At 56.4% G+C, this 26,628-nt stretch carries 21 protein-coding genes; 6 read left to right on the top strand and 15 right to left on the bottom strand.

Going from position 1 to position 26,628, the window contains the following annotated elements; translation table 11 throughout:
- Positions 1 to 4: 4 nt before the first annotated feature.
- Positions 5 to 1,330: an aspartate aminotransferase family protein gene (locus tag ACR0EV_RS18000; protein ID WP_480801366.1), complete on the bottom strand. Its 1,326-nt coding sequence runs from the start codon at positions 1,328 to 1,330 to the stop codon at positions 5 to 7.
- Between the two features lie 127 nt (positions 1,331 to 1,457).
- Here ACR0EV_RS18000 and ACR0EV_RS17995 point away from each other — a divergent pair, with 127 nt between their 5' ends.
- Complete coding sequence (locus tag ACR0EV_RS17995) at positions 1,458 to 2,537, top strand: maleylacetate reductase (protein WP_480801365.1); 1,080 nt, start codon at positions 1,458 to 1,460, stop codon at positions 2,535 to 2,537.
- A gap of 276 nt (positions 2,538 to 2,813) precedes the next feature.
- Here the strand turns inward: ACR0EV_RS17995 and ACR0EV_RS17990 are convergent, their stop codons facing one another.
- The 8 genes from ACR0EV_RS17990 to ACR0EV_RS17955 form a co-directional block, all read right to left on the bottom strand.
- A complete protein-coding gene (locus tag ACR0EV_RS17990; protein ID WP_480801364.1) occupies positions 2,814 to 4,316 on the bottom strand; it encodes a tripartite tricarboxylate transporter permease in 1,503 nt (500 codons plus the stop codon).
- Positions 4,317 to 4,355: 39 nt separating this feature from the next.
- The gene (locus tag ACR0EV_RS17985) at positions 4,356 to 4,898 is read right to left on the bottom strand and encodes a tripartite tricarboxylate transporter TctB family protein (protein ID WP_480801363.1); all 543 of its coding nucleotides are present in this window, start codon (positions 4,896 to 4,898) and stop codon (positions 4,356 to 4,358) included.
- A 31-nt stretch (positions 4,899 to 4,929) separates the two neighbouring features.
- Positions 4,930 to 5,733 carry a tripartite tricarboxylate transporter substrate binding protein gene (locus tag ACR0EV_RS17980; protein ID WP_480801362.1) on the bottom strand — a complete coding sequence of 268 codons (804 nt, stop codon included), beginning with the start codon at positions 5,731 to 5,733 and terminating at the stop codon, positions 4,930 to 4,932.
- 203 nt (positions 5,734 to 5,936) lie between these two features.
- Positions 5,937 to 6,875, bottom strand: a complete 939-nt coding sequence (locus tag ACR0EV_RS17975; protein ID WP_480801361.1) for a tripartite tricarboxylate transporter substrate binding protein — start codon at positions 6,873 to 6,875, stop codon at positions 5,937 to 5,939.
- A 221-nt stretch (positions 6,876 to 7,096) separates the two neighbouring features.
- Positions 7,097 to 8,491 carry a dihydrolipoyl dehydrogenase gene (lpdA, locus tag ACR0EV_RS17970; protein WP_480801360.1) on the bottom strand — a complete coding sequence of 465 codons (1,395 nt, stop codon included), beginning with the start codon at positions 8,489 to 8,491 and terminating at the stop codon, positions 7,097 to 7,099.
- A gap of 50 nt (positions 8,492 to 8,541) precedes the next feature.
- Entirely contained in the window at positions 8,542 to 9,642 is a 1,101-nt protein-coding gene (locus ACR0EV_RS17965; protein WP_480801359.1) for a cytochrome P450, read from the bottom strand.
- Positions 9,643 to 9,676: 34 nt separating this feature from the next.
- Positions 9,677 to 10,789 (bottom strand): iron-containing alcohol dehydrogenase, encoded by a 1,113-nt coding sequence (locus tag ACR0EV_RS17960; RefSeq protein WP_480801358.1) that lies wholly within the window; start codon positions 10,787 to 10,789, stop codon positions 9,677 to 9,679.
- A gap of 23 nt (positions 10,790 to 10,812) precedes the next feature.
- Positions 10,813 to 12,312, bottom strand: a complete 1,500-nt coding sequence (locus ACR0EV_RS17955; protein WP_480801357.1) for an aldehyde dehydrogenase family protein — start codon at positions 12,310 to 12,312, stop codon at positions 10,813 to 10,815.
- A 178-nt stretch (positions 12,313 to 12,490) separates the two neighbouring features.
- Here ACR0EV_RS17955 and ACR0EV_RS17950 point away from each other — a divergent pair, with 178 nt between their 5' ends.
- The gene (locus ACR0EV_RS17950; protein WP_480801356.1) at positions 12,491 to 13,483 is read left to right on the top strand and encodes an aminotransferase class IV; all 993 of its coding nucleotides are present in this window, start codon (positions 12,491 to 12,493) and stop codon (positions 13,481 to 13,483) included.
- 117 nt (positions 13,484 to 13,600) lie between these two features.
- Here the strand turns inward: ACR0EV_RS17950 and ACR0EV_RS17945 are convergent, their stop codons facing one another.
- Genes ACR0EV_RS17945 through ACR0EV_RS17930 form a run of 4 tightly spaced genes read right to left on the bottom strand, consistent with a single transcriptional unit; the run spans position 13,601 to position 18,587 of the window.
- Positions 13,601 to 15,055, bottom strand: coding sequence for an aldehyde dehydrogenase family protein (locus ACR0EV_RS17945; RefSeq protein ID WP_480801355.1), 1,455 nt, complete (start codon positions 15,053 to 15,055; stop codon positions 13,601 to 13,603).
- 28 nt (positions 15,056 to 15,083) lie between these two features.
- On the bottom strand, positions 15,084 to 16,133 hold the full coding sequence (locus tag ACR0EV_RS17940) for an alpha-ketoacid dehydrogenase subunit beta (protein WP_480801354.1): 1,050 nt from the start codon (positions 16,131 to 16,133) through the stop codon (positions 15,084 to 15,086).
- A 20-nt stretch (positions 16,134 to 16,153) separates the two neighbouring features.
- Entirely contained in the window at positions 16,154 to 17,155 is a 1,002-nt protein-coding gene (locus ACR0EV_RS17935; RefSeq protein ID WP_480801353.1) for a thiamine pyrophosphate-dependent dehydrogenase E1 component subunit alpha, read from the bottom strand.
- A 16-nt stretch (positions 17,156 to 17,171) separates the two neighbouring features.
- A complete protein-coding gene (locus tag ACR0EV_RS17930) occupies positions 17,172 to 18,587 on the bottom strand; it encodes a dihydrolipoamide acetyltransferase family protein (RefSeq protein WP_480801352.1) in 1,416 nt (471 codons plus the stop codon).
- A gap of 124 nt (positions 18,588 to 18,711) precedes the next feature.
- Here ACR0EV_RS17930 and ACR0EV_RS17925 point away from each other — a divergent pair, with 124 nt between their 5' ends.
- Complete coding sequence (locus ACR0EV_RS17925; protein ID WP_480801351.1) at positions 18,712 to 19,179, top strand: VOC family protein; 468 nt, start codon at positions 18,712 to 18,714, stop codon at positions 19,177 to 19,179.
- Between the two features lie 43 nt (positions 19,180 to 19,222).
- A complete protein-coding gene (locus ACR0EV_RS17920; protein ID WP_480801350.1) occupies positions 19,223 to 19,900 on the top strand; it encodes a GntR family transcriptional regulator in 678 nt (225 codons plus the stop codon).
- A gap of 39 nt (positions 19,901 to 19,939) precedes the next feature.
- Here the strand turns inward: ACR0EV_RS17920 and ACR0EV_RS17915 are convergent, their stop codons facing one another.
- Together ACR0EV_RS17915 and ACR0EV_RS17910 are read right to left on the bottom strand one after the other, a co-directional pair.
- Entirely contained in the window at positions 19,940 to 21,772 is a 1,833-nt protein-coding gene (locus ACR0EV_RS17915) for a TRAP transporter permease (protein WP_480801430.1), read from the bottom strand.
- 200 nt (positions 21,773 to 21,972) lie between these two features.
- A complete protein-coding gene (locus ACR0EV_RS17910) occupies positions 21,973 to 22,971 on the bottom strand; it encodes a TAXI family TRAP transporter solute-binding subunit (RefSeq protein ID WP_480801349.1) in 999 nt (332 codons plus the stop codon).
- Positions 22,972 to 23,203: 232 nt separating this feature from the next.
- Here ACR0EV_RS17910 and ACR0EV_RS17905 point away from each other — a divergent pair, with 232 nt between their 5' ends.
- Both ACR0EV_RS17905 and ACR0EV_RS17900 read left to right on the top strand, forming a co-directional pair.
- Positions 23,204 to 24,865 carry an aryl-sulfate sulfotransferase gene (locus ACR0EV_RS17905; protein WP_480801348.1) on the top strand — a complete coding sequence of 554 codons (1,662 nt, stop codon included), beginning with the start codon at positions 23,204 to 23,206 and terminating at the stop codon, positions 24,863 to 24,865.
- A gap of 27 nt (positions 24,866 to 24,892) precedes the next feature.
- Positions 24,893 to 26,488 carry a sulfatase-like hydrolase/transferase gene (locus ACR0EV_RS17900; protein WP_480801347.1) on the top strand — a complete coding sequence of 532 codons (1,596 nt, stop codon included), beginning with the start codon at positions 24,893 to 24,895 and terminating at the stop codon, positions 26,486 to 26,488.
- Positions 26,489 to 26,628: the final 140 nt, after the last annotated feature.

Below are 26,628 nucleotides of genomic sequence, written 5' to 3'. Positions count from 1 at the left end.
CCGGTTAGTCTCCTGCTGCTCGCATATTCCGGAAGGCCGTATCAAATCGGATCAGGGCGTCCTCAATGTCTTTTTCTGACATAGCTGGCGAAGTAACAAGTCGTGATCCGCCTGCGACGACCACACCGGCCTCTTCCAAGTGGCCGCGGAACTTCATCGCACGCACCATGTTTGCGGAGGCCAGCTCGTGGGGTGTGTAGGCCACGTCGAGCGGTGTAAAGGCAAAAAACAGGAATCCGGGCGGGCCCTGAACCAAAAAATCGTAGCCATGAGCTTTTGCGCTATTTAGCAGACCGTTGACGATTCGGCCCTGTACGGCCGACAGGCGTTCGTAAAAAGCAAAACTGTCCCGTTCGAGCATTTCCATTGTTGCGAGGCCAGTAGCCATGGCTAGCGGGAACGAGTTGAACGTACCGCCGCCGAGAACTTTGTTTTCTGAGAGATGCGACAAGATCTCGCGCCGTCCCGCCACGGCGGCGAGCGGCAAACCTCCTGCCATCGCTTTGCCAAACACCGCCAGATCGGGTGTGACACCGTACATTTCCTGCGCACCACCAATCGCGACACGAAACCCGGTGATAACTTCGTCGAAACATAACAAAACGCCATACTGGTCGCAGAGCTCGCGCACTCGCTCCAAATAGCCGGGGCGTGGCGGGCAGCTGCCGTTGTTGCACATGATCGCTTCCATCATGAGCATCGCAATCTTGTCGCCGTGGGCTTTCAGAACTGCTTCAAGCGCTTCGGCGTCATTCCATCGAACCATCATGATGTCGTCTTGGGAATGTGCAGCCAACCCGGCACCGGCTGAAGCACTATGGGTGGGGAAGGGATGCTCCGGATCCTGCGTCATCAGCTCACCACCAAAAACGTTGTCGACCCAACCGTTGTAATGCCCTTCGAAGCGCAGTACGTAGCGACGCCCTGTCACGCCGCGACCCAAGCGCATTGCCATCTGATCCGCCTCAGTACCCGTTAGGCCAAATCGTACCAGCTCCGCGCAAGGCACATGTTCAACAATCTTCTCCGCCAACTCGATCTCGAGCGTAGTATGCATCAGCGAAGAGGCCGCCGAAAACTGTCGATCCATCTGTTTCACCACGGCGGTGTTCAACTCTGGATTGCTGTGGCCCCAGATCGCAGGACCCATACCCAAGACGAAATCGATATAATCTTTGCCATCTACATCAATGATGCGCACGCCTTCGGCCTTATTGGCAATGATGGCAGGCAAAGCCGGGCCAGGTCGAAAATTGCTTTGTTTCCCGGCAAGCACTGCATTCGCGCGGTGCCGCCAAAGTTCAGATTGCGAGTTGGAAACAGAATTCAAGCGAAACCCTCCAGTAAATTTGTTGTACAAAAATACTCATTTTCGGCGCAAAAGGCAAATTTTTACTATCGTATCGCAAAGTTTTTGTTCTACTCTTTTCCCGATCCAAATACAGGAACGGCCTACGATGGGCACGCGATTTTTTGTTTATGATTACTTTGCGGCACATGTTGTATTTGCAGCGGGCGCCGTGCAGCAACTTTCGGGCACGTTGGACAATATAGGGGCGCAAAGGATTCTGTTAGTAACCACTCCGGCAGGAGAGGCACGTTATGCCGCCATGGTTCAGGACCTTGGGGCGCGACTGGCGGCCGTCTTTAGTGGCGTTGAATCCCATTGCCCCGAGCCCGTCGTGCAGCAAGTCATCACCCTATACCAAAAAAGCGGCGCCGATACCGTTGTTTGCATAGGCGGTGGGTCCACACTGGGTTTGGGAAAGATTCTTAAGGCTGAACACAGAGCTCAGTTTGTTGCGGTACCGACAACCTACTCTGGATCTGAGATGACTCCGATCTACGGTCGCAAAATCGAAGGCCAGAAACTCACCCGGCGCGACTGGGCGGCTCTGCCGACTTGCGTCATCTATGACCCGGATCTGACGCTGGATCTGCCGCAGCGTCAAACTGCGGCGACAGGAATGAACAGTCTGGCCCATTCGGTAGAGGCGCTGTATCCAGCCGCCCCCAATCCCGTTGCTCGGATGCTGGCAGTGGAGGCAATAACACTGATTGCTCACGCTCTACCCCGAGCTATTGCCAACGGTGATGATCGCGAAGCGCGCAGCGATGTTCTTTATGCAGCATTTCTCGGGGGACTGTTGGTGTCCATGGTGGGCGTTGCCCTTCACCATGGCCTTGGTCATGTGCTGGGGGGCCTTTTTGAAATCGACCACGGCGACTATAACAGCGCGGTCCTACCCCATGTTGTCGCTTACAATGCAGCGAGCGTTGACGGGCTATCAGAAGTTATCACCAAGCAGTTCGGCGGCTCCGACCCAGGTACGGCATTGTCCGAGTTCGCGACACGTATCGGAGCGCCTGTGAGCCTTTCACAATTGGGTATGCCTGCTGAGGGAATCGATGCGGCATGCAAGGCCATTTTGGACCGTGCACCGCGCAATCCCCGTCCCTTAGATCCAGCGCTGATCGCCAAACTGATTACAGCGGCTCACGCAGGAACCACCGCGCGCGTTGAAGCGTTTTCATAAGCGGGCGTCAGCCGTTTTGATGTCGACGGTTTTTTCGAAGTACGAACTAGATCAGCGTCACTGTTTCTACCGAGTAGTCAGGTTTGGTTCTAACGGGCCACAAAGTCCACACCGGCGACATTAAGACCAGCATATCGACACCTAATAGCCAGAGTAGAGTGAAGGATTGATCAGGAACCCCGAACGCATCTCGCCAAAAAATCACAAGCTAATTCAGTCAACGAAGAGCAGCAACGCAGTAGAGATTGCCGCCCGTGCCGCAGTGCAACAACTTGACTAGTCTTGTTTACCGCGGTGCTCGATTTCATTTTCTGAGTCACCGCGATAGACTGCGTAGAAATGCGCGGCGATGGCCAAAAAGATAATACAAACAAAGACTAGTGAAATAGGCCGTTCAAAAAACACGGTCGCAGATCCCGATGTACCGATGGCCTGCCTTAGCCGGTTTTCCAGGATCGGACCCAGCACCAGGCCCAGAAGGATCGGCATCAGCGGCAACCCCGCCCGTCGCAATCCGACGCCTATGATGCCAAAGACCAATGCCAGGTAACAATCGCGCAGGTTATAGTTCGACGTGTAGACGCCAACAAAAGCAAAGACGAGCACGCCCATACCAATGAGTTTGTAGTTTAACCGGGTAACCAGTGCGATCCAGTGGCTGAAACCCAGCAAGAAAATAAAAGCAACAATGTTGATAAGAAACAGCGACCCGTAGAGGCCGTAGATAAAGTCTGGCCGTGTTTCAAAGAGAGTTGGGCCTGGGAAAACATTATGAACGGTAAAGACCGCCAGCATCATTGCGGTCAGTGCTTCGCCCGGCAGCCCCAACGAAAGCAGCGGCACCATGGCGGAGGCGGGCACCGCGTTGTTCGCGGTTTCTGAGGCGATTAGACCTTCAGGAGAACCTTTGCCGAATTGTTCGGGGTTTTTTGACCCGGACCGCGCAGTCGTATACGAGAAGAATTGCGCCATCCATTCCCCGACGCCTGGAAGCACACCCATGATCACGCCAAATCCGGCTGAGCGGAAGAGTGTTACGGGATAAGTGAACACCTCGAACAGTGCCTTGAAATTGGGTGTGGCGGGCTCCTTGGTGTCGGGCGGGTTTTGAGCCCCGCTCAGCAGGATCAGACCCTGCGACACAGCAAAGAGACCTAGACCAATTGGGATCAAAGGAAATCCGCTCAGCAGCCATTGTTGATCGAAGGTGTAGCGCTGGCTATAAAACGTCTGTTCTAGCCCAACCGTGCTGAGGAAAAGCCCTACACCGACCATCATCATCGCAGGAAGCGTCGCCCCTCGGTGCGCCAGCACAACAAGCACGATCGCGGTCGTTGCAGCCATGGCGAATTCAGGAGAGCCAAAGTTGGCTGCGATGGAGGCAAGCGGTTGGGCAAACAGTACCAGTGCTAGAACAGACACGATGCCGCCCACGAAAGACGATGTATAGGCGAGCGTCAAAGCACGCCGTCCTTCGCCCCGCTTGGTCATAGGATAACCATCGTATGTGGTTAACACATTTACCGGAGTGCCTGGCGTGTTGATCAGGATTGCAGGGATGGCCCCGCCGTACCAGGCGCCGGAGTATATTCCCAATAGCAAGCTCAACCCAACCAAGGGCTCCATCTGGAAGGTCGCAGGCAGCAGAATTGCGATTGCCACAACGGGACCAAGCCCGGGGATAGCTCCCAACACTACGCCACCAACAGCGCCCGCGAAAAGCGCAGCCAAAACGTAGATGTTCAATAGTGCAGTGATGCCTTCTGCAAAAGCTTCCATATCCGCCTCCTAAGGCAGTCGCGACATTCTAAATCCTGCTTAGAACAGGCTTGGCGACGGGAACCAAATCTCGAAAAAGTAGACAAAGACCACGTAGCAAAGTGCCGGAAGTGTGACGACACCTGTGGCCCATTGCTTGAGCGTCACTTTGGAGAAGGCCAGCGTTACGGCGACAAAACAGATCGTCGCTGGGATATATCCGATCAATGCTACCGCATAGAAATAGCACACATAGAGCAGCGAAAACAGCGCCGGAAGGTGGCCATGCCGCCAGAGGCTGACAAGGAACGCACTGACGTCCAACGGCCAACTGCGGATCAGGCACCGGATAGTAACCAGACCGCTTCCAATGGCGACCACAACGAGCGCGATAGTCGGGAAGAAGGCTGGATGGGTGTAATACCCCATGTCGGGCGGCGGCGCCTTGGTCAATGCCGATGTCCATAGGATCAGGCCAACAGACGCGAGGAACAAACAAAGCGTTAGAAGGAAAGGTCCAAGGCCGATGATGTCGGATTCATCTGTGGACATGCCGCCATCGACGTCCTCGTCATCCGCTGGATTTCTGGCTGGATGTTCCATCACATTGTTCCTCGCGTCTTAGGAGGAGGCGTTAAAGCTCACCTAGCTTCTTAAGTAGCTCTACGCCTGCGGCATAGTCGGCGTCCCAACGAGCTTTTGCCTCTGCAGGACCTTGCCAGTAAAGCTCGGAACCTGTCGCTTGACGCAAGTTCTCCACCTCTTCGGAGGCGATCACCTCTTCTGCAATGACCGCGATTTTTTCGATAACATCTTGTGGTGTCCCTTTCGGAACAAATAACCCGCCCCAAAGCACAATTGGGTCGCCATCCACTTGCTCATGCAATGCCAATGTTTCTGGCAAAGTTACGATGCGATCGTTAGTATAGGCAGCAATAGCTTTTGCTTCACCACTCTCCAAACATGCTTGCACTTGCGGAGTGGTGGTGTTGATTACATCTGCGTCACCATTGGATAGTGTGGTGCAGTCCAGGGCTTCAAAGGATGCGTCCGACGTAAAAGAAAATCCAAGGTCTTTAGCTACAGAAAAAGTCACCTTGGTTGGAATCGCGCCGTATCCGAAATGGCCAAGCGCAACGTCATTCGATTTTGCGTATTCCGCCAATTCCGCCAAGTTGTCATAGGGCGCGTCAGCCGGAGCGGCCAGGATGAACGGGTAGGTCACGTAAATGCCCACCATTTCGAACGCGTCTAGATCATAGGTTGTGTTGCCGAGGGCCACGTGGCTGGTCAAAAGGTCGATAACGAGATTGCCAATGGTGTAGCCATCTGGGCTCGCGTTTGCGACTTCCGTCGCGCCTATTACCCCGCCGCCGCCAGGCTTGTTGGCTGCCTGAACCGGCACGCCGTATTCTGCTTCCATTTTGTCCGCAATCATACGGGCGATTGTGTCTTCGACGTCGCCAGGAGGCCAAGGCGTTACGATTGTCACCGGCCGTTCGGGCCATTCTGCCAGCGCCACGCTCGCAGAAATCGCTAAAGCCGCAACGGCTGAGGCCAAAGTTGCACTAAATCTCATTTGTTTTCTCCCTGTTAAGGACGATCGACTTTTGCAAAGCCGTGCAATATAAGCGATCGTAGTCAAAGTTCGCCAAGCGTTGTCAAAAGCTCGACAGTTGCGTCATAGGTCCGATCGATCCTGCCCGCTGCCTCTTCCGGACCCTGCCAATACAATTCAGCCCCGGTAGTATTGCGAATGTTGGCTACCTCTTCACTGGCCATGACTTCCGCGAAAATCTTTGCAATCTTATCTCGGGCATCTTCGGGCGTGCCTTTTGGCAAAAACACACCACCCCAAAGCACGATCGGCTCACCATCGGTTTGCTCGCCCAGGGTCGGCGTGTCTGGTAGGGTCGCAATGCGGCCATTGGTATAGGATGTAATTGCCTTTACTGACCCGTCCTCGAGACAGGCTTGGATCTGTGGTGTTGTCGTAGTGATCAATTGCGCATCACCATTGGTCAGTGTGACGCAGGTTAGTTCCTCAAAGGACGCATCCGCACTGAACTCAAAGCCCATCTTTTCTTGAAGTCCCAGAGTTACCTTGGTTGGAATGGCACCGTAACCGAAATGCCCCAGCGACAACTCGTTGCCTTGAGCATAGGTTGCCAACTCTTCGAGATTATCAAAGGGTGCGTCCGCCTTGGCAGCAAGAACAAACGGGTAAGTTACATATATTCCAACGACGTCAAAAGCATCGCGCCCATAGCTTGTGTTCCCCAACGCGACATGGCTGGTAATGTGACTCAGGACGAGATTGCCAATGGTGTAACCATCCGCCTCGGCGTTCGCGACTTCGGTGGCTCCGATCACTCCACCACCACCCGGCTTGTTTATCGCGGCTACTGGGACGCCCCATTCGGCCTCCATGCGGTCAGCAGCCATTCGTGCAATGGTATCTTCAACGTCCCCCGGAGGCCAAGGCGTAATAATGGTTATCGGACGCTCCGGCCAATCAGCAAATGCGACACCAGCGAGTAGTGTCGAGGCTATCGTCACACCGACTAAGGTACTTTTCATTGGTTTTCCCCTTGTGACTCAAATCTGTCGAACATTCAATTTTTGTGCAACAATTTTTCTTTATGGTCTAAATATAAATTATTATATTAGCGCTTAGATCTGCTTTTATCTCAATATTTGGACTACAATACTGGGGATAATGTTCCAACGAAAGCGACGTAAGCTGCTTCAAGGGGCCGTCGCCGTTTCTTGACGCGGTACCATAGTTAGCCGCCATCTTGTTAAAGATGAATCACTCGGTCAAATGCATCAAGAACCGACTCGTGCATCGCTTCCGATATTGTCGGATGCGGGAATACGGTGTTAATCAGTTCTTCCTCGGTGGTTTCCAGTTTCCGACCGACGACATACCCCTGAATCATCTCTGTTACCTCCGGACCGACCATGTGCGCCCCAAGCAGTTCGCCTGTTTCGGCGTCAAAAATGGTTTTGATCATGCCCTCGGGGTCCCCCAGGGCAATGGCCTTGCCATTACCGATAAAAGGGAAGCGACCGACCTTGATGTCGTGGCCGAGTTCTTTGGCCTTTGCTTCGGTGAAACCGACGCTGGCGACCTGGGGTTGGCAATAGGTGCAGCTTGCGATGCATTCGGGTTTGACTGGATGCGCTTGCTTGCCTGCAATCAGTTCGGCGACCATGACACCTTCGTGGCTGGCTTTGTGCGCAAGCCAGGGCGCGCCGGACACGTCGCCGATCGCATAGATTCCCTCGACCCCGGTTCGGCAATAAGCGTCGGTCACCACATGCGTCCGTTCGATCTTGACACCCAAGTCTTCGAGCCCGAGGTTCTCGACATTGCCGACAATCCCCACAGCCGAGATCACCGCATCGAACTCCTGCTGTTCGATCTTGCCCTTGGTCTCGATGTGGGCGGTGACCTTACTCTGGCCGCGGTCCAGTTGCTGGACCATGGCTTTTTCCATAATCTTCATGCCCTGTTTCACAAAGCTATTTCTGGCAAAGGCGCTGATCTCTGCGTCCTCTACCGGCAGTATGCAGTCCATCACTTCGACGACGGTCGTGTCGGCGCCTAGGGTATTGTAAAAGCTCGCAAATTCTATGCCAATGGCACCCGATCCGATGACCAGAAGCTTTTTCGGCATGCGCGACGGGGTCAGGGCGTGCTTGTAGGTCCAGACCAGATCGCCGTCAGCCTCAAACCCGGGCAGTTCCCGCGCGCGAGCGCCGGTGGCCAGGATGATGCTTTTGGCGGTCAGCTCTTCGGTGCCCTTGTTGGTGGCCACGTTCACCTTGCCTTTGGCAGGCAGCGTCGCGGTCCCCTTGAACACCGTGACCTTGTTCTTTTTCATCAGGTGGCTAACACCTGAGCTAAGCTGTTTGGCCACGTTGCGCGACCGTTTGACCACCGCGTCCAGGTCATAGTCGATCCCATCGGCCTTCAGGCCGAACTCGGCGGCGCGCTGCATCAGGTGGAACACCTCTGAAGAACGCAGCATGGCCTTGGTCGGGATGCACCCCCAGTTCAGGCAGATGCCGCCCATGTGCTCGCGCTCGACGATGGCGGTCTTGAGCCCCAACTGGCTGGCTCTGATCGCAGCAACATAGCCACCGGGGCCAGCCCCAATAACGATGACGTCGAAACTGTGAATGGACATGTGCTTTTCCTTCCGGTGTTGGTGTGACTGTGCCGGAGCCGTTCGGCGGTCTAGGCGGCAACCATGAGAGAGGTGGGAGTGTGCCCCAGACCCGGGGTGCCCCACGACACCTGATGTAAAAGCCGGGCTTCGGGAAAGTGTCTGGCCGGCGCCAGCGAAGCTGAGCAACCGGCGATCTTGCTGAGACCCCGCCCGATGCAGGCGCGTGGTCCAAGGCCAAAGGTCATGGGCGCGCTTTCGCGCCCCGGTCGGAACGAGTGCGGGTCGTCAAAGGCTATGGCGTCCCGATTTGCCGCCGCATAAAGCATCAGGACGGTGGTGCCTTCGGTGATGGTCTGCGCGCCAACGGTGATGTCCTGGGACGGGGAGCGGAACAGCCCCTGGATGGCAGGTGCCAACCGGGTGGCTTCGGTCCAGACCTGCGCGGCCTGGGCCGCGTCTCCGTCGATGCTCTGCAATGTCCCCGGGTGGTAACAGGCCAGCCAGGCCGCGTTGGTGGTCATGCCGCCCATGCCATCGATCGCGTCAAAGGACAGCGCTGCGGTGAGCGCGGGATCTGTCAGGGCAGCTTCGACAAAAAAACCCATCAGGGCCTGCGCCGCGCCGTCCGCCGCGGCCACAACGGAGTCGTCTCTGTGATAGCCCATCATTCCCCCGACAGGACGGACGGATCTGCCCAGAAAGGCGCCGTGGCTGTCGTCGCCCGTCGCGATGCGCGACCACAGCGCGGTGATGACCGGCGCAAAGACATCTGCGATCAGATCCCCCTGCCCTTTTGCGGCCAGCGCGCCAAGTCGGCTGTCGAAGGCGTCGTCAAAGTAGGCTTGAATCGCCTTGGTGCCGTCGGCGGCAAGGATCTTAAAAGCGGCTTTGCGGGTGGTCTTGTGCTCGGGCTCGTTCATGAACACCGGATGGTGGTCGAACATCTGGGACAGCTGCGTCGGAGCCGCGCCCCGATCGCCAGAGGGCCGACGGTTGGCCGCCTGCATCACCGGGTCCCCCGATAAGACAGCCAGATCGGCATGACGAAAGCAGATCACCCCCTCCTGAAATGGATTCGCCACCACCGGCGTGTCTCGCGCCAGCAGTCGGTCATATTCTTCGGGCCGGTGAAAGGCGTCGATCAATATGTCATGTACAGATTGGTGCATGGGGTGGCTCTTTTTTGTTCCGCTTCGGCGCGGCTTACCAATTCGCCTTCATGATAGAGAGGTAGTCGGCCTCGGACAGGGGCACCGGGTTGGTCGCGTTGAAGAGCCCGTCAACTGCCTCCCTGGCAAAGCCTTCCAGCTCCTGTTCGCGCAGTCCGAACTCTTTCAACGAGGTAGCCAAACCGATTCGCTTGCAAAGGGCGTCAATCCAGTCACCTAAGTCTTCGTCCGCGGGGATACCCATAGCCTCGCGGAGGCGCGCGGCCTTTTCAGGAGCGTAGACTGCGTTGACCGAGACAACCCGCCCTAGAACAGCAGCCGTCAGGGCCCCATGATGCACGTGATGCACTGCGCCAACCGGCACCGAGATGCCATGCGCCGCGCCCAGCTCCATCAACATGGCATAGCCGCCCGCGATGCTGCCCCACATCATGTCGGAACGGGCCTCCAGATCGTCTGGCGTCTCAAGCGCTTTTTCCAAAGACCGCACGATGCGCCGCGCGCCGTCTAGGGCGATGGCCTCGGCCGGAGGGTTGTCGATGTTGGAAAACACCCCTTCGATACAGTGCGACAGCGCATCCATGCCCGTCGCAGCCGTCAGACGTGGCGGCAGGCTGGTGGTCAGCGCGGGGTCGCAGACCACGCCAGCGGGGATCAGCTCGTAGCTGTCGATGATCGCTTTGTGACCATCCTTGAGGATCATCACACATCCCAGGCCAACCTCTGTTCCCGTCCCCGCCGTTGTCGGCAAAACGATTAGAGGCTCAATCGGAGACACCTCGCGGTGCTCGGGCTGCAACAGGTCATAGTCCTTCAGCCGCCCGCCGTTCGAAGCCAGAAGCGCCACGGCCTTGCCCAGATCCATCGGCGACCCGCCGCCAATCGCGAGTATGCCATCACATTCGCCGGCACGATAGACGGCAAGGGCAGCTTCGGCCGAAGCTTCGGTCGGGTTCTCCGGTGTCTCCGAGAACACGGAAATGCCGGGAATATCACCGATTAGCTTGGCTACTTGCGGTAGCCGCATCAAGAACGGATCGGTAATAATCATCGGGCGACTGATGCCCAGGCGATCAAATTCAGCCCGGATCTGATCAACGGCGCCTGCGCCAAAGGTAATATGGGTTTGAAGTGTAAACGTAATCATGGTTGTTTCTCGTTCAAGCCGGATTACAGCGCCATTACCACGCCTTTGCTCTCAAGGTATTCTTCAACCCCTTCCAGTGACCCCTCGCGACCCCATCCGCTTTGCTGGAAGCCGCCAAAGGGCAGCGATTCGTCCAGCTCGCCTTGACAGTTTACCCAGACGACGCCGGCGCGGATCTCGTCTGCCAAGGCGTGCGCCTTGCTCAGATCGCGGGTCCAGACCGTTGCGGCCAGACCGTAAGTGGTGTCGTTGGCCATCCGCGCCAACTCAGCCGCGTCCGCGCCTTTCTGGGCTGTCAGAACAGGTCCAAAGATCTCCTCGCGATAGAGTGTCGCGTCGGTGTTTGCTACGGCGAGGGTCGGCTCCACAAAAAAGCCCTTGCCCGATACGTCACCGCCGCCTTGCAGGATGCTGACACCCTCCTTGCGGGCGCCGTCTAGGTAGCTAAGAACGCGCTCTTTCTGCCGGGCAGAAATCAGCGGGCCCATGTCCACGCCAGGATCAAAGGCCGAGCCAATGCTGACGTTCTTCATGTGCTCGGCAACGCCTTCTACCACTTGGTCAAAGACTGGTTCTTCGACCAGCAGACGCGATCCGATAAAGCAGACCTGACCGGTGTTCATCATGATGCCGTGGGCCGCCGAGGCGATGGCCGCGTCCAGATCGCTGTCTGCCAGAATGATAAAGGGCGACTTGCCCCCCAGTTCGAACGATACTTTTTTCATGTTGCCCAAAGCGGCCTGGGCGATCTTGCGCGCAGTGGCGACGGATCCGGTAAAGGCCACCTTGTCCACGTCCGAGTGAGCCGACAGGGCCGCGCCTGCGCCGCCGCCGCCGGTCACGACGTTCAGCACACCGGGGGGGAAGCCTGCCTCTTCGGCCAATTCCGCCAACCGCAGCGCCGTCAGCGGCGTCTCTAGCGCGGGTTTGAGTACCACGGTGCAGCCCGCGGTGATCGCCGGCGCGATCTTGGCAATCGCCATGGTCAGCGGCACGTTCCACGGAACGATGGCCGCCACGACACCGACGGGTTCCTTTTTGCTGTAGGCGTGGAACGCCGGGCCCAGCGAGCCGGATGCGCGTTCGTCCGGCAGACCGAGAGTCACCGTTCTGCCTTCGATCTTGGTGGCCCAGCCGCCGTAGTAGCGCAGCGTGGCAATCACACCGTCGATGACAAAAGCCTGCGCCAACTCCAGCGGCATCCCAAGGTTGGCCACCTCGAGGCGCACCAGCTCTTCGCGGTCGCGGTCGATCAGCTCTGACAGCTTCCAGAGCATCTCGGTGCGCGCTGAAGGGGCCAGCCGGCGCCATTCCCATGAATCAAACGTCTTCCGCGCGGCGGCTACGGCGCAGTCAACATCCCCTGCCTGGCAGTCCACTACTTGAGCCAGCACTTGTTCAGAACAGGGATCAAGCACGTCAACAATAGGGCCTTCGCCAGCAGCTACCCACTCACCGCCAACATAAATGGGCATTGGTGCAATGCCACCGCAGGGCAACTTCAGTTCATTAACTTTCAGCATGTTTTTCTCCCGTTGGCTGGTTTGTCGAGCCAGGTTGCACTTAGAAACGCCACTTACATTTCTTGATTTTTGTTCTACAATATATTTAGCTTCCGCAGCAAGTTACTATTATTTACGCCAGTCAAAAGCGAATCCAAGTAATATTCGTACAACAAAACACGCCTAAAGGAGCGTTTCTATGTCCGCCATTGAAGAGTTGATACCTGCACAAGGCATCATGGCAGAAGAACCTGAACATGCTCGCTTGAGTCATGCCCCCCAATTCGAAGGCGGCGCAGCTTTCATCATAGACAGGTATGTGCCGTTGGAAGAAGCTGCCATACCGATCACAGATCTGGGGTTCAATCGCGGAGACGCGGTGTATGATGTGGTCTCCGTCAGCCGCGGTCAGTTTTTTCGCCTTGCCGATCATCAGGAACGCTTTGCTGCCTCCTGCGATCGCATTCGCGTGAAGAATCCGTTTGATCGCACCGAAGAAGCCGCGATCCTGAACAAGATCGTCGCCCTGACTGGTCGCAGGGACGCCTATGTCTGGTTTGGCGTGACCAGGGGCAAAACGCCGATGCGCTCTTCTGACCGCATCGACCCGACCAAATTCACCAATCGCTACTACGCCTATGTACTGCCCTACATCTTTATTGCTGATGACGACCTTCGGATGCGGGGGGCGAATGCAGTGATCTCGAAAAACTATCAGCGGATTAACCCAAATGCGGTGGATCCAAAGGCCAAGAACTTGCACGGCCTCGACTTTTCGCAATCTCTATTCGAAGCGGGCGACCGGGGTGCGGAATGGTCAATTCTGACCGACGGCAATGGCAACATCACCGAAGCGCCAGGGTCCAATCTCTTCCTCATCAAAGGCAACGCCCTTATCACCCCGGCCGAATGGTGCCTTGAAGGCATCACCCGCAAAACTGCCCTGGATCTGGGGACCGCGCTTCAGATGGACGTTCAGGCTCGAGAGGTCACGGTCGACGAGCTTATGAACGCAGACGAGGCGTTTTACACGTCAAGCGCTGGCGGCATCATGCCGTTGGGCACGGTAGACGGCCGAATGATTGGCGGCCGGAAAGGCCCTGGACCGATGACGGCGCGAATGCACAACCTCTATTGGGAAAAACGCTGGGCCGGTTGGCACGGCGTACCGGTCGACTACAGCGTCGCCTGAAATGAAGAAAGGGGCCGCACAACGTCGGCCCCTTTATCTTGCCTGCTGCCCCGGGGAGATTCCATTTCCGCGTCCTGAAGCCGTCTGCGCCAACCCCGAGAGGACGCCTGCCCGCCGTTAGTTTGCGCCGGCTTCCAGAAAGACGTGCTTTGTTTCCAGAAAGTCGTTCATCGCTTCCACGCCATGCAGACGGCCCAGGCCGGAATGCTTGTACCCGCCGGTTTCGGCTTCAGGGATAAGACGACCATGGGTGTTGAGCCAAACAGTGCCGCTTTCGATGCGACGGGAGACCCGAAAAGACCTCGACAGATCCTGTGTCCAGAGGCTGGCCGACAAGCCATAGCGGGTAGCATTAGCCATTTCGACGGCCTGTTGTTCGTCGTCGAAGACTTCCAGTGTCAACAGCGGTCCAAACACCTCTTCTTGCACTATTGAGGCAGAGGTGTCGTGGACCCGGACCAGGCTCGGCGACACAAAGGCTCCTGCGGCGAGATCGCCGACCACGGGGGCGCCGCGCAGCAGCACTTCACCTTCGGCATCGGCTTCGGCGGCAAGCTTGGCAACCCGGTCCCGATTCTGATGGTCAATAAGCGGAGACAGCTGCGTGTCAGGATCCATGCCATTTCCGATTTTGGCAGCTCTGAGCAGGGCCAGAAGCCGATCCGAGACCTCGTCGGCAATCTCGCGCTGGACAAGGATCCGCGTGATAGCGACACACATCTGCCCTGAGATCAACAACCCGCCGCGTACCAGTTGCGGCACGGCCTTGTCGAGATCAGCATCGGCAAACACGATAGACGGAGCCTTGCCACCCAATTCCAGTGAAAGGCGTTTCAAAGTCGGCGCAGCAGCGGCCATGATCGCCTTGCCCGTGGCGCTTGAGCCGGTGAAGCTGATGACATCTACGCCGTCGGAGGATACCATCCGACGCCCCACCACGCTGCCGTTTTCGTTGACTGAGTTCACAATACCAGAGGGTAGGTCGTCGATTTCAGTCAGGCGGTCCATGACCCAGGCGTTGCATAGTGGCGTCTGCGGAGCGGGTTTGATCACTGTGGTGCAGCCAGAGGCCAAGGCCGGTGCCAGCGACCGGATCAGCAAGATCACTGGCGCATTCCAAGGCACGATGATCGACGCTACACCCGTCGGCTCGCGCATCAGGAAAGAGTAGGTATCAGGCGCGCTTTCAATGCTGCGCCCAAATTGGGTGCGCGCGAGGCCAGAGTAGAACTCCAGCTCTCCGTAAGAGGTGCGCACTTCAAAAGTCGCGTCCACCAGTTTCTTGCCGGTTTCGCGCACGATCAGCTCGACAATCTCGCTTTCGCGCGACTGTATAACCTTAGCTAGGTCGAGCAAAACCTTAGCGCGCAGTCGTGGCGACTGGGCCCACGCGGTTTTACGGAACGCGCGGCGGGCGGAATCGATAGCTTGATCGGTCAATTCTTCGGAGCCCAGATGGTAGTGTCCGATGGTTTGCCCAGTCGCTGGATCAATTGTCTCTGCGACATCGCCGATGTTGTGCCATGCGCCGTCGATCAGATGGCCGCTTGACGGAAGCTGGATGGTGCTCATGGTAACCCCTCCCCGTTTGAAACTGTCGTCACAGTCCGGCGATAAGCGCCAAGTGAGACGCGGCATTCCCGCTGCTGGTCATGGTCGCGCGGATGTTGGCTTCGATAGTGTCTCTCGACGGAATGTAGGCCTGCTCCAACACCGGTGCTGCGGGTACGGGTGTGTGCGGCGCGGTGATCTTGCGCGGCGCGGATTTAAGTAGACCGTGGCCATCGGTGGCAACGACGCTGATCACCTCAGAGGCCATCGAACAGATCGGGTTGGCCTCGTCGACCACAACCAGACGCCCGGTCTTGGCCACGCTCTCCAGCATTAGTTGGGTATCCAACGGAGACGTTGTCCGAGGGTCGATCACCTCGACCGCGATCTCACCCTTGAGCTTGTCCGCAACCTCATTGGCAAAGAGCACCATGCGCCCAAAGGCAACCACGGTCACATCGCTTCCCTCGCGGGTGACATTGCCCACGCCAAATGGAATCTCATAGCTATCCTCCGGCACTTCGCCTTTGGTGTCATATAGCACCTTGTGCTCAAGGAAGATAACCGGATCGTCATCACGAATGGCACGGGTCAACAGGCCCTTGGCGTCATGCGGGTTTGACGGTAACACCACCTTTAGGCCTGGGATGTGGCTGAAGATCGGCCATAGCGCCTGGCTGTGCTGCGCGGCAGAGCCAAAGCCAGCGCCGACCATCCCACGCACTACCATCGGCGTGCGGGTCGTGCCACCGAACATGTACCGGAACTTGGCCGCCTGGTTGTATATCTGGTCAAAGCAGACGCCAAAGAAGTCCATGAACATCAGCTCGGCCACTGGGCGCATACCCGTCAGGGCTGCCCCCGCCGCAGCACCCATGATGGCGCTCTCAGAGATTGGCGTGTCGATTACGCGCTCTGGGCCAAACTCTTTCAGCAGACCTTTGGTTACACCGAGCATACCTCCAGAAGTGCCATGAGAGCCTTCAACGCCGCCACCGCCGCCGCCGATGTCTTCCCCGATCAGAAAAACGCTCGGGTCATTGGCAAGCTCATGGCGAAGGGCGTCGTTGATCGCTTCACGAAAACTGCGGATAGCCATTTCTGGTGTCCTTCCCCGGTTCAGTAGGTGACGTAAACGTCAGTTAGAAGTTCTGTGAGATCAGGTTGCGGAGCAGCTATGGCCAACTCCACCGCTGCGTCGACCTCCACGGCGACATCGATATCGATCTTATCCAGCGTGGCTGCCTCCAACACGCCTTCTGCAAGCACGCGTTGGCGGAAGATCTCCAGCGGATCCGCGGTGTCGCGCAATTTCTGAATCTCTGCCTTGTCGCGATAAGCTTGTGCGTCACCTTCAAAGTGGCCGTGCCAACGGAATGCAACTGCCTCGATGGCTGAGGGGCCGCCGCCGGAGCGGCCGCGTTCGACCGCTTCGGCCATCGCGGCATGCACGGCGAAAAAATCGGTGCCGTCGACTTTAACAGTGGGAATGCCAAAGGCACGTGTCCTCTCTGTCAAATCTGCGCCGACCGCATAATCCAGCGCGGTATGTTCGCCATATCCATTGTTTTCAATGGCAAAGATTAACGGTAGTTTCAGCACCACTGCCATGTTCATTGCTTCGAAGGTGGTACCTTGGTTGGTCGCACCGTCTCCGGCAAATGCCACCGCAACAGCGCCGCTGCTGGTTGTCTTGGCCGCAAGCGCTGCCCCCAGAGCCAATGGCGCCGCGCCTCCCACGATGGCGTTCGCGCCTAGCATGCCCTTGGAGACGTCAGCGATGTGCATGGAGCCACCTTTGCCTTTGCAAAGCCCACCTTCCTTGCGAAACAGTTCTAACGCCATGCCCTTCAGATCACAGCCCTTGGCAATACAGTGGCCGTGGCCGCGGTGAGTCGAGGCAATGGAGTCGTTGTCGTCCAAGTGGTTGCACACACCCACGGCGACAGCCTCCTGCCCGATGTAGAGGTGCGTCATGCCCGGCACGGTACCTGCGGCAAACTCCTTGGAAATGCGCGTCTCGAACTCGCGGATCTCCCGCATCTTCCGGTAAGCTGTGACCAGCGTGTTGCTGCCAGGCAGCGACGGTGTCTTTGCTGTTGCTTTCTTTCGCGTCGCCATGCGGGACCCTCCGAGCTCAGAGCAGGATTTGCATTGGATTTTCGACCCCGGCGCGAAACGCCTGTAGCCATTGCGCGCCAAGGGCACCGTCAATGGCGCGATGGTCGCTCGACAATGTCACGGTCATTATGGTGGCGGGATTGTCGCCGTTCATATAGCCGTGACCTTCAGTCCGACCAGCGCCCACCGCGAGGATTGCGCCCTGCGGTGGGTTGATAATAGCGTCAAACTGATCTACGCCAAACATCCCCAGGTTAGAAATTGTAAAGGTGCCACCCGAGATTTCGTCCGGCATCAAGGTGCCTTGGCGTGCTGCAGCCACAAGGCGCGCCGCCTCGGCTGCGACGGCGGATAACGACAGAGTATCCACTTTGGCAATCTTGGGGGTCATCAGACCGCCGTCCAGAGCCACGGCCAGACAGATGTCAGTGTGATTAAACTTGCGGATCGTGTCGCCATGCACCTGAACATTGCAATCAGGAACGGCGACCAGTGCTTTGGAGACCGCCTTGACCAACATGTCGGTCACGCTGATTTTTTGCGGAGCGGCGTCGTTCAGTGTCTTTCGCAGGGCCAGGAGCGCGTCAAGTTTGATGTCCGCAGTCAGACGGAAATGCGGAATATCCCGCGCGGAGGCCGTCAAGTTCTCGGCAATCGCCTTGCGCATCCCGTTCATAGGAATGTTTGTGTAACTCGCAGGTTCGGGTACTTCCGAAACTGCCGAAGCTCGATCTACATCAGCCCGTAGTATGCGCCCCTTTGGGCCGCTGGGTGTCACCTCGGAAAGATCGACTCCAAGCTGATCCGCCACACGCCGCGCCAAAGGCGTCGCCCGCACCTGCGCCACCTGCGAGGTGTCTGCGCTCACTGAGCCACCGGTCGCGGCAACCGCGTCAGCGATGTCTTCTACCGAAATACGACCACCACGCCCGGTGCCTGTCACTCGGCCCAAATCGATTTCGTTTGCCCGTGCAACAGCCAAGGCCGCTGGCGTGGCAAAAACACCCGCCGCGGTTTCGCCGCGCAGCGCTTCCGGTATTTCGGCAGAGACTGCTGCATGCGATGCCGTCTCCTGAGCAACAGGAACCGCGGCGGCAACTGCACCATCGGATGCTTCGACCGCGGTCACTGCACGCACGTCACCTGGCGGAACGCCACCCATAGCTGCGTCGATCTCCGCATCCGACACGCTCGCGTCAGCTACTACAGCGATCGGGGCGCCTACCGGCAAGGTCACACCTCGTTCGGCCAGAATTCGACGCAGCGTACCTGAGAATGGCGCTTCAACTACGTTCGTGATCTTTGAGGTTTCAATCTCACAGATTTCGTCCCCTTCAGAGAACTCTACCCCCAGATCGATCAGCCATTCGACCACTGTGCCTTCTTCCATGGAGAGACCCCATTTCGGCACTTCGAGAAACTGAATGCCCACAGTGCTGACCCCTTTTTGTTGCACAATTTTTTCGATCTATGTTATCTCATATAAGTTAAATAGAGTGAGTCAACAAACCAGAACCAGATTTTTCCAGTGTTTTGGTCTACAGAAAGTTATGCTTATGCGGCTCCATCATATTGGCCTTGTGGTGCCCGATATTGATGCCGGGGTTCGATTTTACGCAACCGCGTTTGACTTCAAAGTGGTGTTCTCAGGAGGTTGGGAAGCACCGTCCGACTTATTTGACGGAATAACCGGCCTCTCCGGGTCTGCTGCCAAGACCGCGTTTCTGAGTGGCCCATGTGGGTACCTGGAGCTTTTTGAATACGATTCGCCGCATAGCGTAGCTAACCCTTCGGTTAGGCGTGCATCAGATTTTGGGATACGGCATTTCTGTATCGAAAGCGAAGCGCCAGAGACGTTGCTCCAAGCGCTTTTGGCTGCAGGCGGCGCTATCGAAGGGACTCTGACTGTGGTTCCAGGAGGCGCCGCAGCTGTTTACTGTCGCGATCCGTTCGGAAATATCATAGAAATCCTGAAACCGGGCGGCCGCATCCCCTCACTCGACTCCCACGTGTCGGTTTCGTGACTTAAACAGCCGACCCGTCCAAAAACGGAAACAGGACCAGTCCATGAGTGAACTTACGGCACGCGCTAACGCCTACTCCCTGCTTAAGGAAGCCATTCTTGATGGCACATTCAAACCGGGCGATCACTTGCGCGAAGAACACTTGGCACGCGATTACAATGTCAGCCGGACACCAATCCGACAAGCAATCCGGCAGTTGGCTAACGAAGGTCTGATCGAAATCGGCGGAAACAAACGCTCGCATGTCACGAACGTTGATGGTCGACAACTCGAACAGATGTTCGACGTCCAAGCGATGATGGAAAGCTATAGTGCTGGCTTGGCGGCCGAGTGCATCACCGAAGCGGATTTGGACAACATCAGGACAATTCAGGCCGAACTTGAAGCTGATTACTTTTCCGGCGATGCACAGGACGACCGCAGCTACCTCTACCACAACGCAAGGTTTCACAATGCCATTCATCGGTGCAATGGGAACCCGCGCCTTTATGAAATGGTCGAGAATCTTGTCGAGATCCCAGCGGCTATGTTCATCAAGCTCGGACGCCTGACGAATTCGGAGGTTTCAATAGATTACCATCGCCGGATAATCCAAGCGCTTGAAATGCGTGACTCCAAGCTGACGAGGCTGATTATGAGAACCCATATTGAGACAGTACGCCGCGAGTATCGGAACCTGATGCTGCAACAAGTGGAATCGCAGGACAACGACCCAGAGTAAGCCAACCTTTACCCACTTCGATTTTGGACTGCTCTTCTATCAAGCGCTCGTATTTTCGGTGCGGCGCGCCGAAGCCCAGTGCAAAATAAAAATGGCAATCGCAACCGCAGTTGCCGGCCAATGCACTGCAGGGGCCACAACCAGGCAGCAGAAGGCGACCACAACCCGGAGTGATATCTCAAGCGGATGCAGATGCTTTCTGTCAAAGCCGGCAAGTGACGAAGACAGCAAGAAGATTGCAATGATGATGCGAAACAAAACAGCTATCAGATCTACGACTGAAAACCCTTCTTCGACCAGAAGCAGGACGGGGTTGTAAACAAACACGAATGGTACGATGAACTTCACCAATCCCACCTTGTAAGCATAAATTGAGGTCTTTAGGGGAGGTGACTTGGCAATTGCCGCAGCCGCATAAGCGGTGATGGCCACCGGCGGTGTTATCGATGAAGCAACACCGTAGTAAAGTACAAAAAGGTGCAACGAAAGATCACTCAATCCGAATTGGCGCAGTGTTGGCCCCAGAATCAACGCGATAGTGAGGTACGCTGGCAAGGTTGGCATCCCCATGCCCAACACAAGTGCTGCCAACATAGCAGCTAGCAAAGTCCAAAACAATGCGCCCTCAGAAATCCGGCTCACAGAGTTGGCAAAATCCGTAGGTAAACCGGTTGCACCGAGCACACTTACAACAATGCCGATGACGCCTACCGCCATCATCATGTTTGCGAAGGCGACTCCGCCCGAAGCAAAGGACTTCACAAGTTGCATTGGGTTCTTACGGATGTCAGGATTTATGAAGCTTAGAGCAGCATTGGAAAGTAGTGCGAATATACCGCCGCCTGCTGCGGACATGCCTAACTTTAGACACAGGATCATAATAAAGACTGGAACAAAGACCATCGCCAGGTTGAGAATGTCCTGACGCTCCATCTCCATTTCTTTAGCCAATTCCGGCGAGCGCCCGATATTGAGTCTGCGTGCTTCGAAAACAACTGCGCTAAAAAGGCTCATATAATAAAGCAGCGCAGGTATCAGAGCAGCAGTAATCACCGTGAGGTAAGATTCCCCAACAAAATCCGCCAATACCAAGGCCGCTGCCCCCATGACTGGTGGCATGATTTGACCCGCGCTCGAGGCTGTCGCTTCCACAGCGCCGGCGAAATGTGGCGGAAACCCGTTCTTTTTCATCATGGGGATGGTTAGAACGCCAGTGCCCACGACATTCGCGACGGCGTTGCCTGACATGGTTCCGAACAGGCCGGATGATACGATCGCGGCATGCGCTGGTCCACCCTTGAGTCGGCGGGTTAGGCGAAAGGCCACACGAATTAGTGACATCCCTGCACCCGTGCCCTCGAGCATCTGTCCAAAGATGATGAACACGAAAACCGTAAGGATCATGGTCGCGGTGATCGACCCAAGAATGCCCGAGGCTAGCCCGTACCAGAGTGTTGTACTGGCACCTTCGACAAAGTCGGGCGAAACCCGGTTTAGGAAACCGGGCCAGTAATCACTAGTGAAGAAAAAAACCAGGAGCGTCAGAGCAACGATAGCCAGCGGGGCCCCCCAGGCGCGCCAACACAGGTATACGACTGAAAACGCAGCCCCGGTTGCGATCCAGGCGTCAGTGGGTGTGAAGAAGTACAGCCGTTGGTCCAGGATCGACATAACCTTGACGAATTGTAGACAGGCAACGGCCATCAAGACCAGAACTACTCCGTCAGCCGCAAAACCAATCAGGCGACCGCGTGCCCCCATAGTGGGCTCGAGGTCGAGCGCGAAAGGTTTGTTAAAAACAAAGATTAGAACGCAGGCAAAAAAGATCGCCGGTCGCAAAATGATCGGCGGGTACGGACCGGGCGTGGGCATTCCAAAAAGACTTGGAAACGCGTTGATGACACCAACAGCGGCGATCAAAAACCCAATCACCAGCGCGACGACCCTCATTTTTCCGTAGTATTCCGGGGCCTCTGTCATGATATGCGCCCTCCCCATGCGGCACTGACGAGTTCATTGATGTTGTAGAAAGCCCCCGCGCTCTTAAGAGCAACACGGACACCTAGGTTCACTTACGGGCGCAGAGTGTCCGGTATTGCGATGCCGACTTCTTCGTAGTAACGAACGGCCCCCGGGTGCAAAGGGATGTTCAACCCAACAAAGGGATTGGCCGGGTCGACCGACTTAAGGAAAATGGCTGCGTCTTGGATGGCGGGAAAGTTGTCCCAAATCGCTTTGGTCAGGGTGTAGACCGTGTCGTCGCTGACTTGATCGTTCAAGGCAACTGCGCCAAGGAATGCACTAATGCCGATGGCCTCTTCATTTGCCTGTCCATCATAGGTACCTGGCTCCAGCTTCAACGAGACGCGACCCGGAACGCCCATATAGGCTTGGAATTCTGCAGAGGCCGCCTCATCGTCGCTGTACCCTAGGAAGCGGATGCCCTTGGACAAACCAAATTCTTGGATGATTGCCGAACCAATTGGAGCCACACGAAACATTACGTCGACCTGGCCATCGCGCATGGCCTGCATGCCCTCGCGCCAGGGCATACGTACGGCCTCGTAGTCATCACCCGCTTTCAGGCCCGTCAGCAGCTCAATCATTTCTTCGTTGTCGACAGAGGCGCCGCCACCGCCTGGTCCGGTATAAACTCGCTTACCGGCCACGTCCGCAAAACTCTCTATGCCGTTGGCTTCCCAGGTCAGGGCATGCAAGGCGCCCACTGGGAACGACATGATGGAGCGCAGTTTGGTCGAGGCGTCCTGGGCTTGATCCGCCATATCGCTAAACGGACCAGTGCCGGACTGCAGGCGCGCAAATTGGCCAACAATGGCCGACATCAGTTCAGCGCCACCAGTCGCCACGACAAACATTGAGCGGGTCATGACCTGACCTTCAGATACCTGGATATCAATGCCCGCTTCGCCAGCGTAGCGTGACAGCAACTTAGTTACTGTGTTCGGAGCCGAACCTGCTGCGGTGGTGTGCGCGCGAAGTGTTTCTGAGCTTGCATTGGACGCGCTCAGCATCAATGCAAGTGCTGTCGCCTTGAGAATGGACTTGATCATAGTCGGACCTCCACATCCGTTGGCTCCGCCTGTCAGTCAACAGGCGTCAAATTATGTTGAACAATAATTTGCGTTAACGTTGATCGATCTGTCAACGCATTTGTACCCCTTTTATGCTTATTTAAGCGGAAAATAATCGTTTTGGCGCGATATCGAAAGCTGACTGTACAGTGGACAGAGCGCCCTATTTTGTTGCACAGTATTGCAAATGAAAAGATCACGGACTTTCGTAATGGACAACACACTCAGGTTTGAGACTTCACCCAAGGTTAGGTCTGGCCCAAGCGACGACACGCCACAAGTGGCGGTCGTTTCCTTTTTGGCCATTGGCCACAAAGAAGCTCGGATTCGGGTTGTGCAGGGTGAGCTCACCTATACGATCATCTATCCGGGTGGTGATCAGACGGTCGAGGGGTTGCCGATTCTCGGGCTGCTTCCGGGCATTACAGCCGTTTTGACAGTTCAGATCGTCGGAGATGACGGAGCTGCTCTGACCCACAAGAGACCGCTGACCATCACCCCTACGGCCTTGCCGACGGATGCGCGCGACTTCCCTCCGATCCGGGTGAACACCTCTCAACCCGACCGCATGTCACCGGGATATACCATTTTAGCAGTCCGCCGCCGTGCGCTTGGTCGCCCCCGTGACCTGACAGAACGGCAGAGGGAGTTTATGCTGGGTTGGGCCATGCTGGTCGCGCTTGACCAACAGGGTCGTGTACGCTGGCGTCACAAGCTGTCGCGCCGTGTTGCCGGCATCCAGCGGCTTCAGTCGGGCAACATCTTTTACCACAATACAGATTCCCGCTCGACCGAGTTGAACATGCTGGGGCAAATTGAGAAGGAGTGGTTCGCCCGGGATCGTCCTGCAGGACCCGCTCCCGGTGCGATCGCCGTTCCGGTGCAGACCCTGCATCACCAGCCTCACCAGTTGCCGAACGGCAACTTCCTAGCGTTGTCGGGCAACGCACGGTTGGCAAAAGGCTGGTATTCCTCGGAATTTGACCCCGACGCGCCGCGCTCTGACAAATGGGTAGTGGGCGACAAAGTGTTGGAGTTCACCCGCGACGGCGAAGTTGTCTGGAGTTGGGACAGCTTTGATCATCTCGATATCAACCGAATTGGGTACAATGCGCTGGAATCCTATTGGCACGTGCGTGGATTCCCTGAGCACGGCGATTGGACCCATGGCAACGGTGTGTGTTACGACGAACGCGACGATAGCGTGATCGTATCGTTGCGGCTGCAAGACGCGGTCTTAAAGGTCGACCGTAAGAGCGGTCAAATCAAATGGATTCTGGGCGAGCATTCGGATTGGAGCGAAGACCTTCAATCCAAGCTCTTAACCCCTCTCGGCGATGACTTCCGTTGGCCCTGGCACGGTCATAACCCGCGCGTCACCTCGGAGGGAACGATCGTCATGTTCGACAATGGCATTTTAGGGGCGCGGCCTTTCACACCGCCAAAGGACCCTCACGAGACTTTCAGCCGCGGGGTTGAATATCAGGTCGACGAAAAGGCAATGACCGTGCGCGAAGTCTGGACCTCTGCGCACATCGGCAGCGAGATCATAGAGCGCACCTGGGCAATGGGCGATGCGCACCGACTAGAAGACACCGAAACCATGCTGGTAGTGCACTCTATCTGTATGCCAGACCGCGACGACATGAGCTACGACGAAATGAACTCCATGGTGCGCCACCCGGATGATTACGCAACCAAAGCCCGCATTCTCGAATACACCCGCGAAAAGGATCCGGAAGTATTGTTTGATGTTGAAATCGAAGACCCCGACGAACTGATGCAATGGGAGGTCTTTGGCGGGTTGAGGACGCCGACGCTTTATGCCGAAGGCAGCGGAATCTTCGAGTCGCCCGGTGACGCCTTGTTGTAGCCATTGCTAAAAGGGACGGATGGCCTCATGCCTGCACGTAACATCCTTTGGATCATGTGTGACCAGCTGCGCTTTGACTACCTATCCTGCGCTGGTCACCCAACCCTGCAAACCCCTAACATTGACTGGTTGGCCGATCAGGGTGTGCGGTTCTCCAATGCCTATGTGCAGTCTCCGATTTGCGGACCATCGCGCATGAGCTTTTACACTGGGCGGTACGTGTCCACACATGGAGCTCTGGGAAACGACTTTCCGCTCAACATCGGCGAACGCACATTGGGCGACCACTTGCGAGAAGTCGGCATGACTGTGGTTTTGTGCGGCAAGACCCATATGCGCGCGGACATCGAAGGCATGCAGCGGCTGGGCATCCCACCTGATAGTCTGATCGGCGCGCGTGTGTCCGAGTGCGGGTTCGATGTCTGGGATAGGCACGATGGCCTATTCCCCAATCCAAAGCCGGAACAGCCTTACAACAAATTTCTTAAAGACCGCGGCTATTACGCCGCCAATCCTTGGCATGACAACGCCAACAGTGGCCGGGACGAGGCTGGAAACATACGCTCTGGCTGGTTTCTGGAAAACGCCGCCTACGCAGCGAACATTGAGGCCGCCGAGAGCGAAACATCCTACATCATCGACCGCACCATCGAGTACATTGATCAGGCCGGCGATAAGCCATGGTTGGTGCATACATCATTGATAAAACCGCATTGGCCGCTCAGTGCACCGTCGCCTTACCACGACATGTATGGCCCTTTAGATGTAGTGCCTCCTGTGCGTGACGCTGCAGAACGTGTCGATCCGCATCCGGTTTACGCTGCCTTTCTCGATCACCAGGATTCAAAAAGCTATTCCAACGACACCGTGCGCGACATTGCGGTACCCGTCTATATGGGCCTTATCAAACAGATCGATGATGAAGTAGGGCGCCTGTTGGAGCATCTGCGTAAGAATGGGAAACTTGAGCAGACGATGATCGTCTTCTGCTCGGACCACGGTGATTATCTTGGCGACCATTGGCTTGGCGAAAAGGACTTGTTTCATGATCCCTCTGCCAAGGTGCCGCTGATTATCTGCGACCCGATGGCCAAGGCCGATGTAACGCGCGGCACGGTCTGTGATGCTCTGGTCGAGGCCATAGATCTGGCACCTACCTTTGTTGACTGGGCTGGTGGCGCTCCGGCCTATCACGTTCTTGAAGGGCGATCTTTATTGTCGCATCTACATGGCGACACAATCGGGGATTGGCGCGAAGCGGTGTTCAGTGAGTACGACTTCATCCAGAGGCCCGCCGGTGCAGATCTGGATCTGGGAATTCGCAATAGTCGTCTCTATATGGTGCGTACCAAGCGCTGGAAAATCGTGTTTGCCCCTCCCTTTCGTCCTATGCTCTTTGACCTCGAAAATGACCCCAAAGAGCTAAATGATATCGGCGCAGCTCCACCTAACGGCGTGCTGGAGGAGCTTAAGGACAAGTTGTTAAAATGGGCTTTGGACTCAAGACGATCCACCACCATGTCGGACGCCGCTATTCGTAACTTGCTTGCCGAACAGGACGGCGCGGACGGAATATATTTTGGACTCTGGAACATCGACGGCACCTTGCCGACCGAAAGGTGACCAAAAGTGTACTACAAATATTCTCGCAAAAAGAGTCTGTTTTGGCGGCAGGTGGAGAATCGTTATTTCATCTGTCCATTTTAAGGGTCGGGTGTTTGACGACTCCATCTGCATTCCTCATTGTTTGTTCGACAGATTTG

The organism is Ruegeria sp. CF8 (assembly GCF_056537285.1).
Note: the sequence above shows the minus strand (reverse complement) of the source record. Positions and strands in the feature narration are given on the sequence as shown.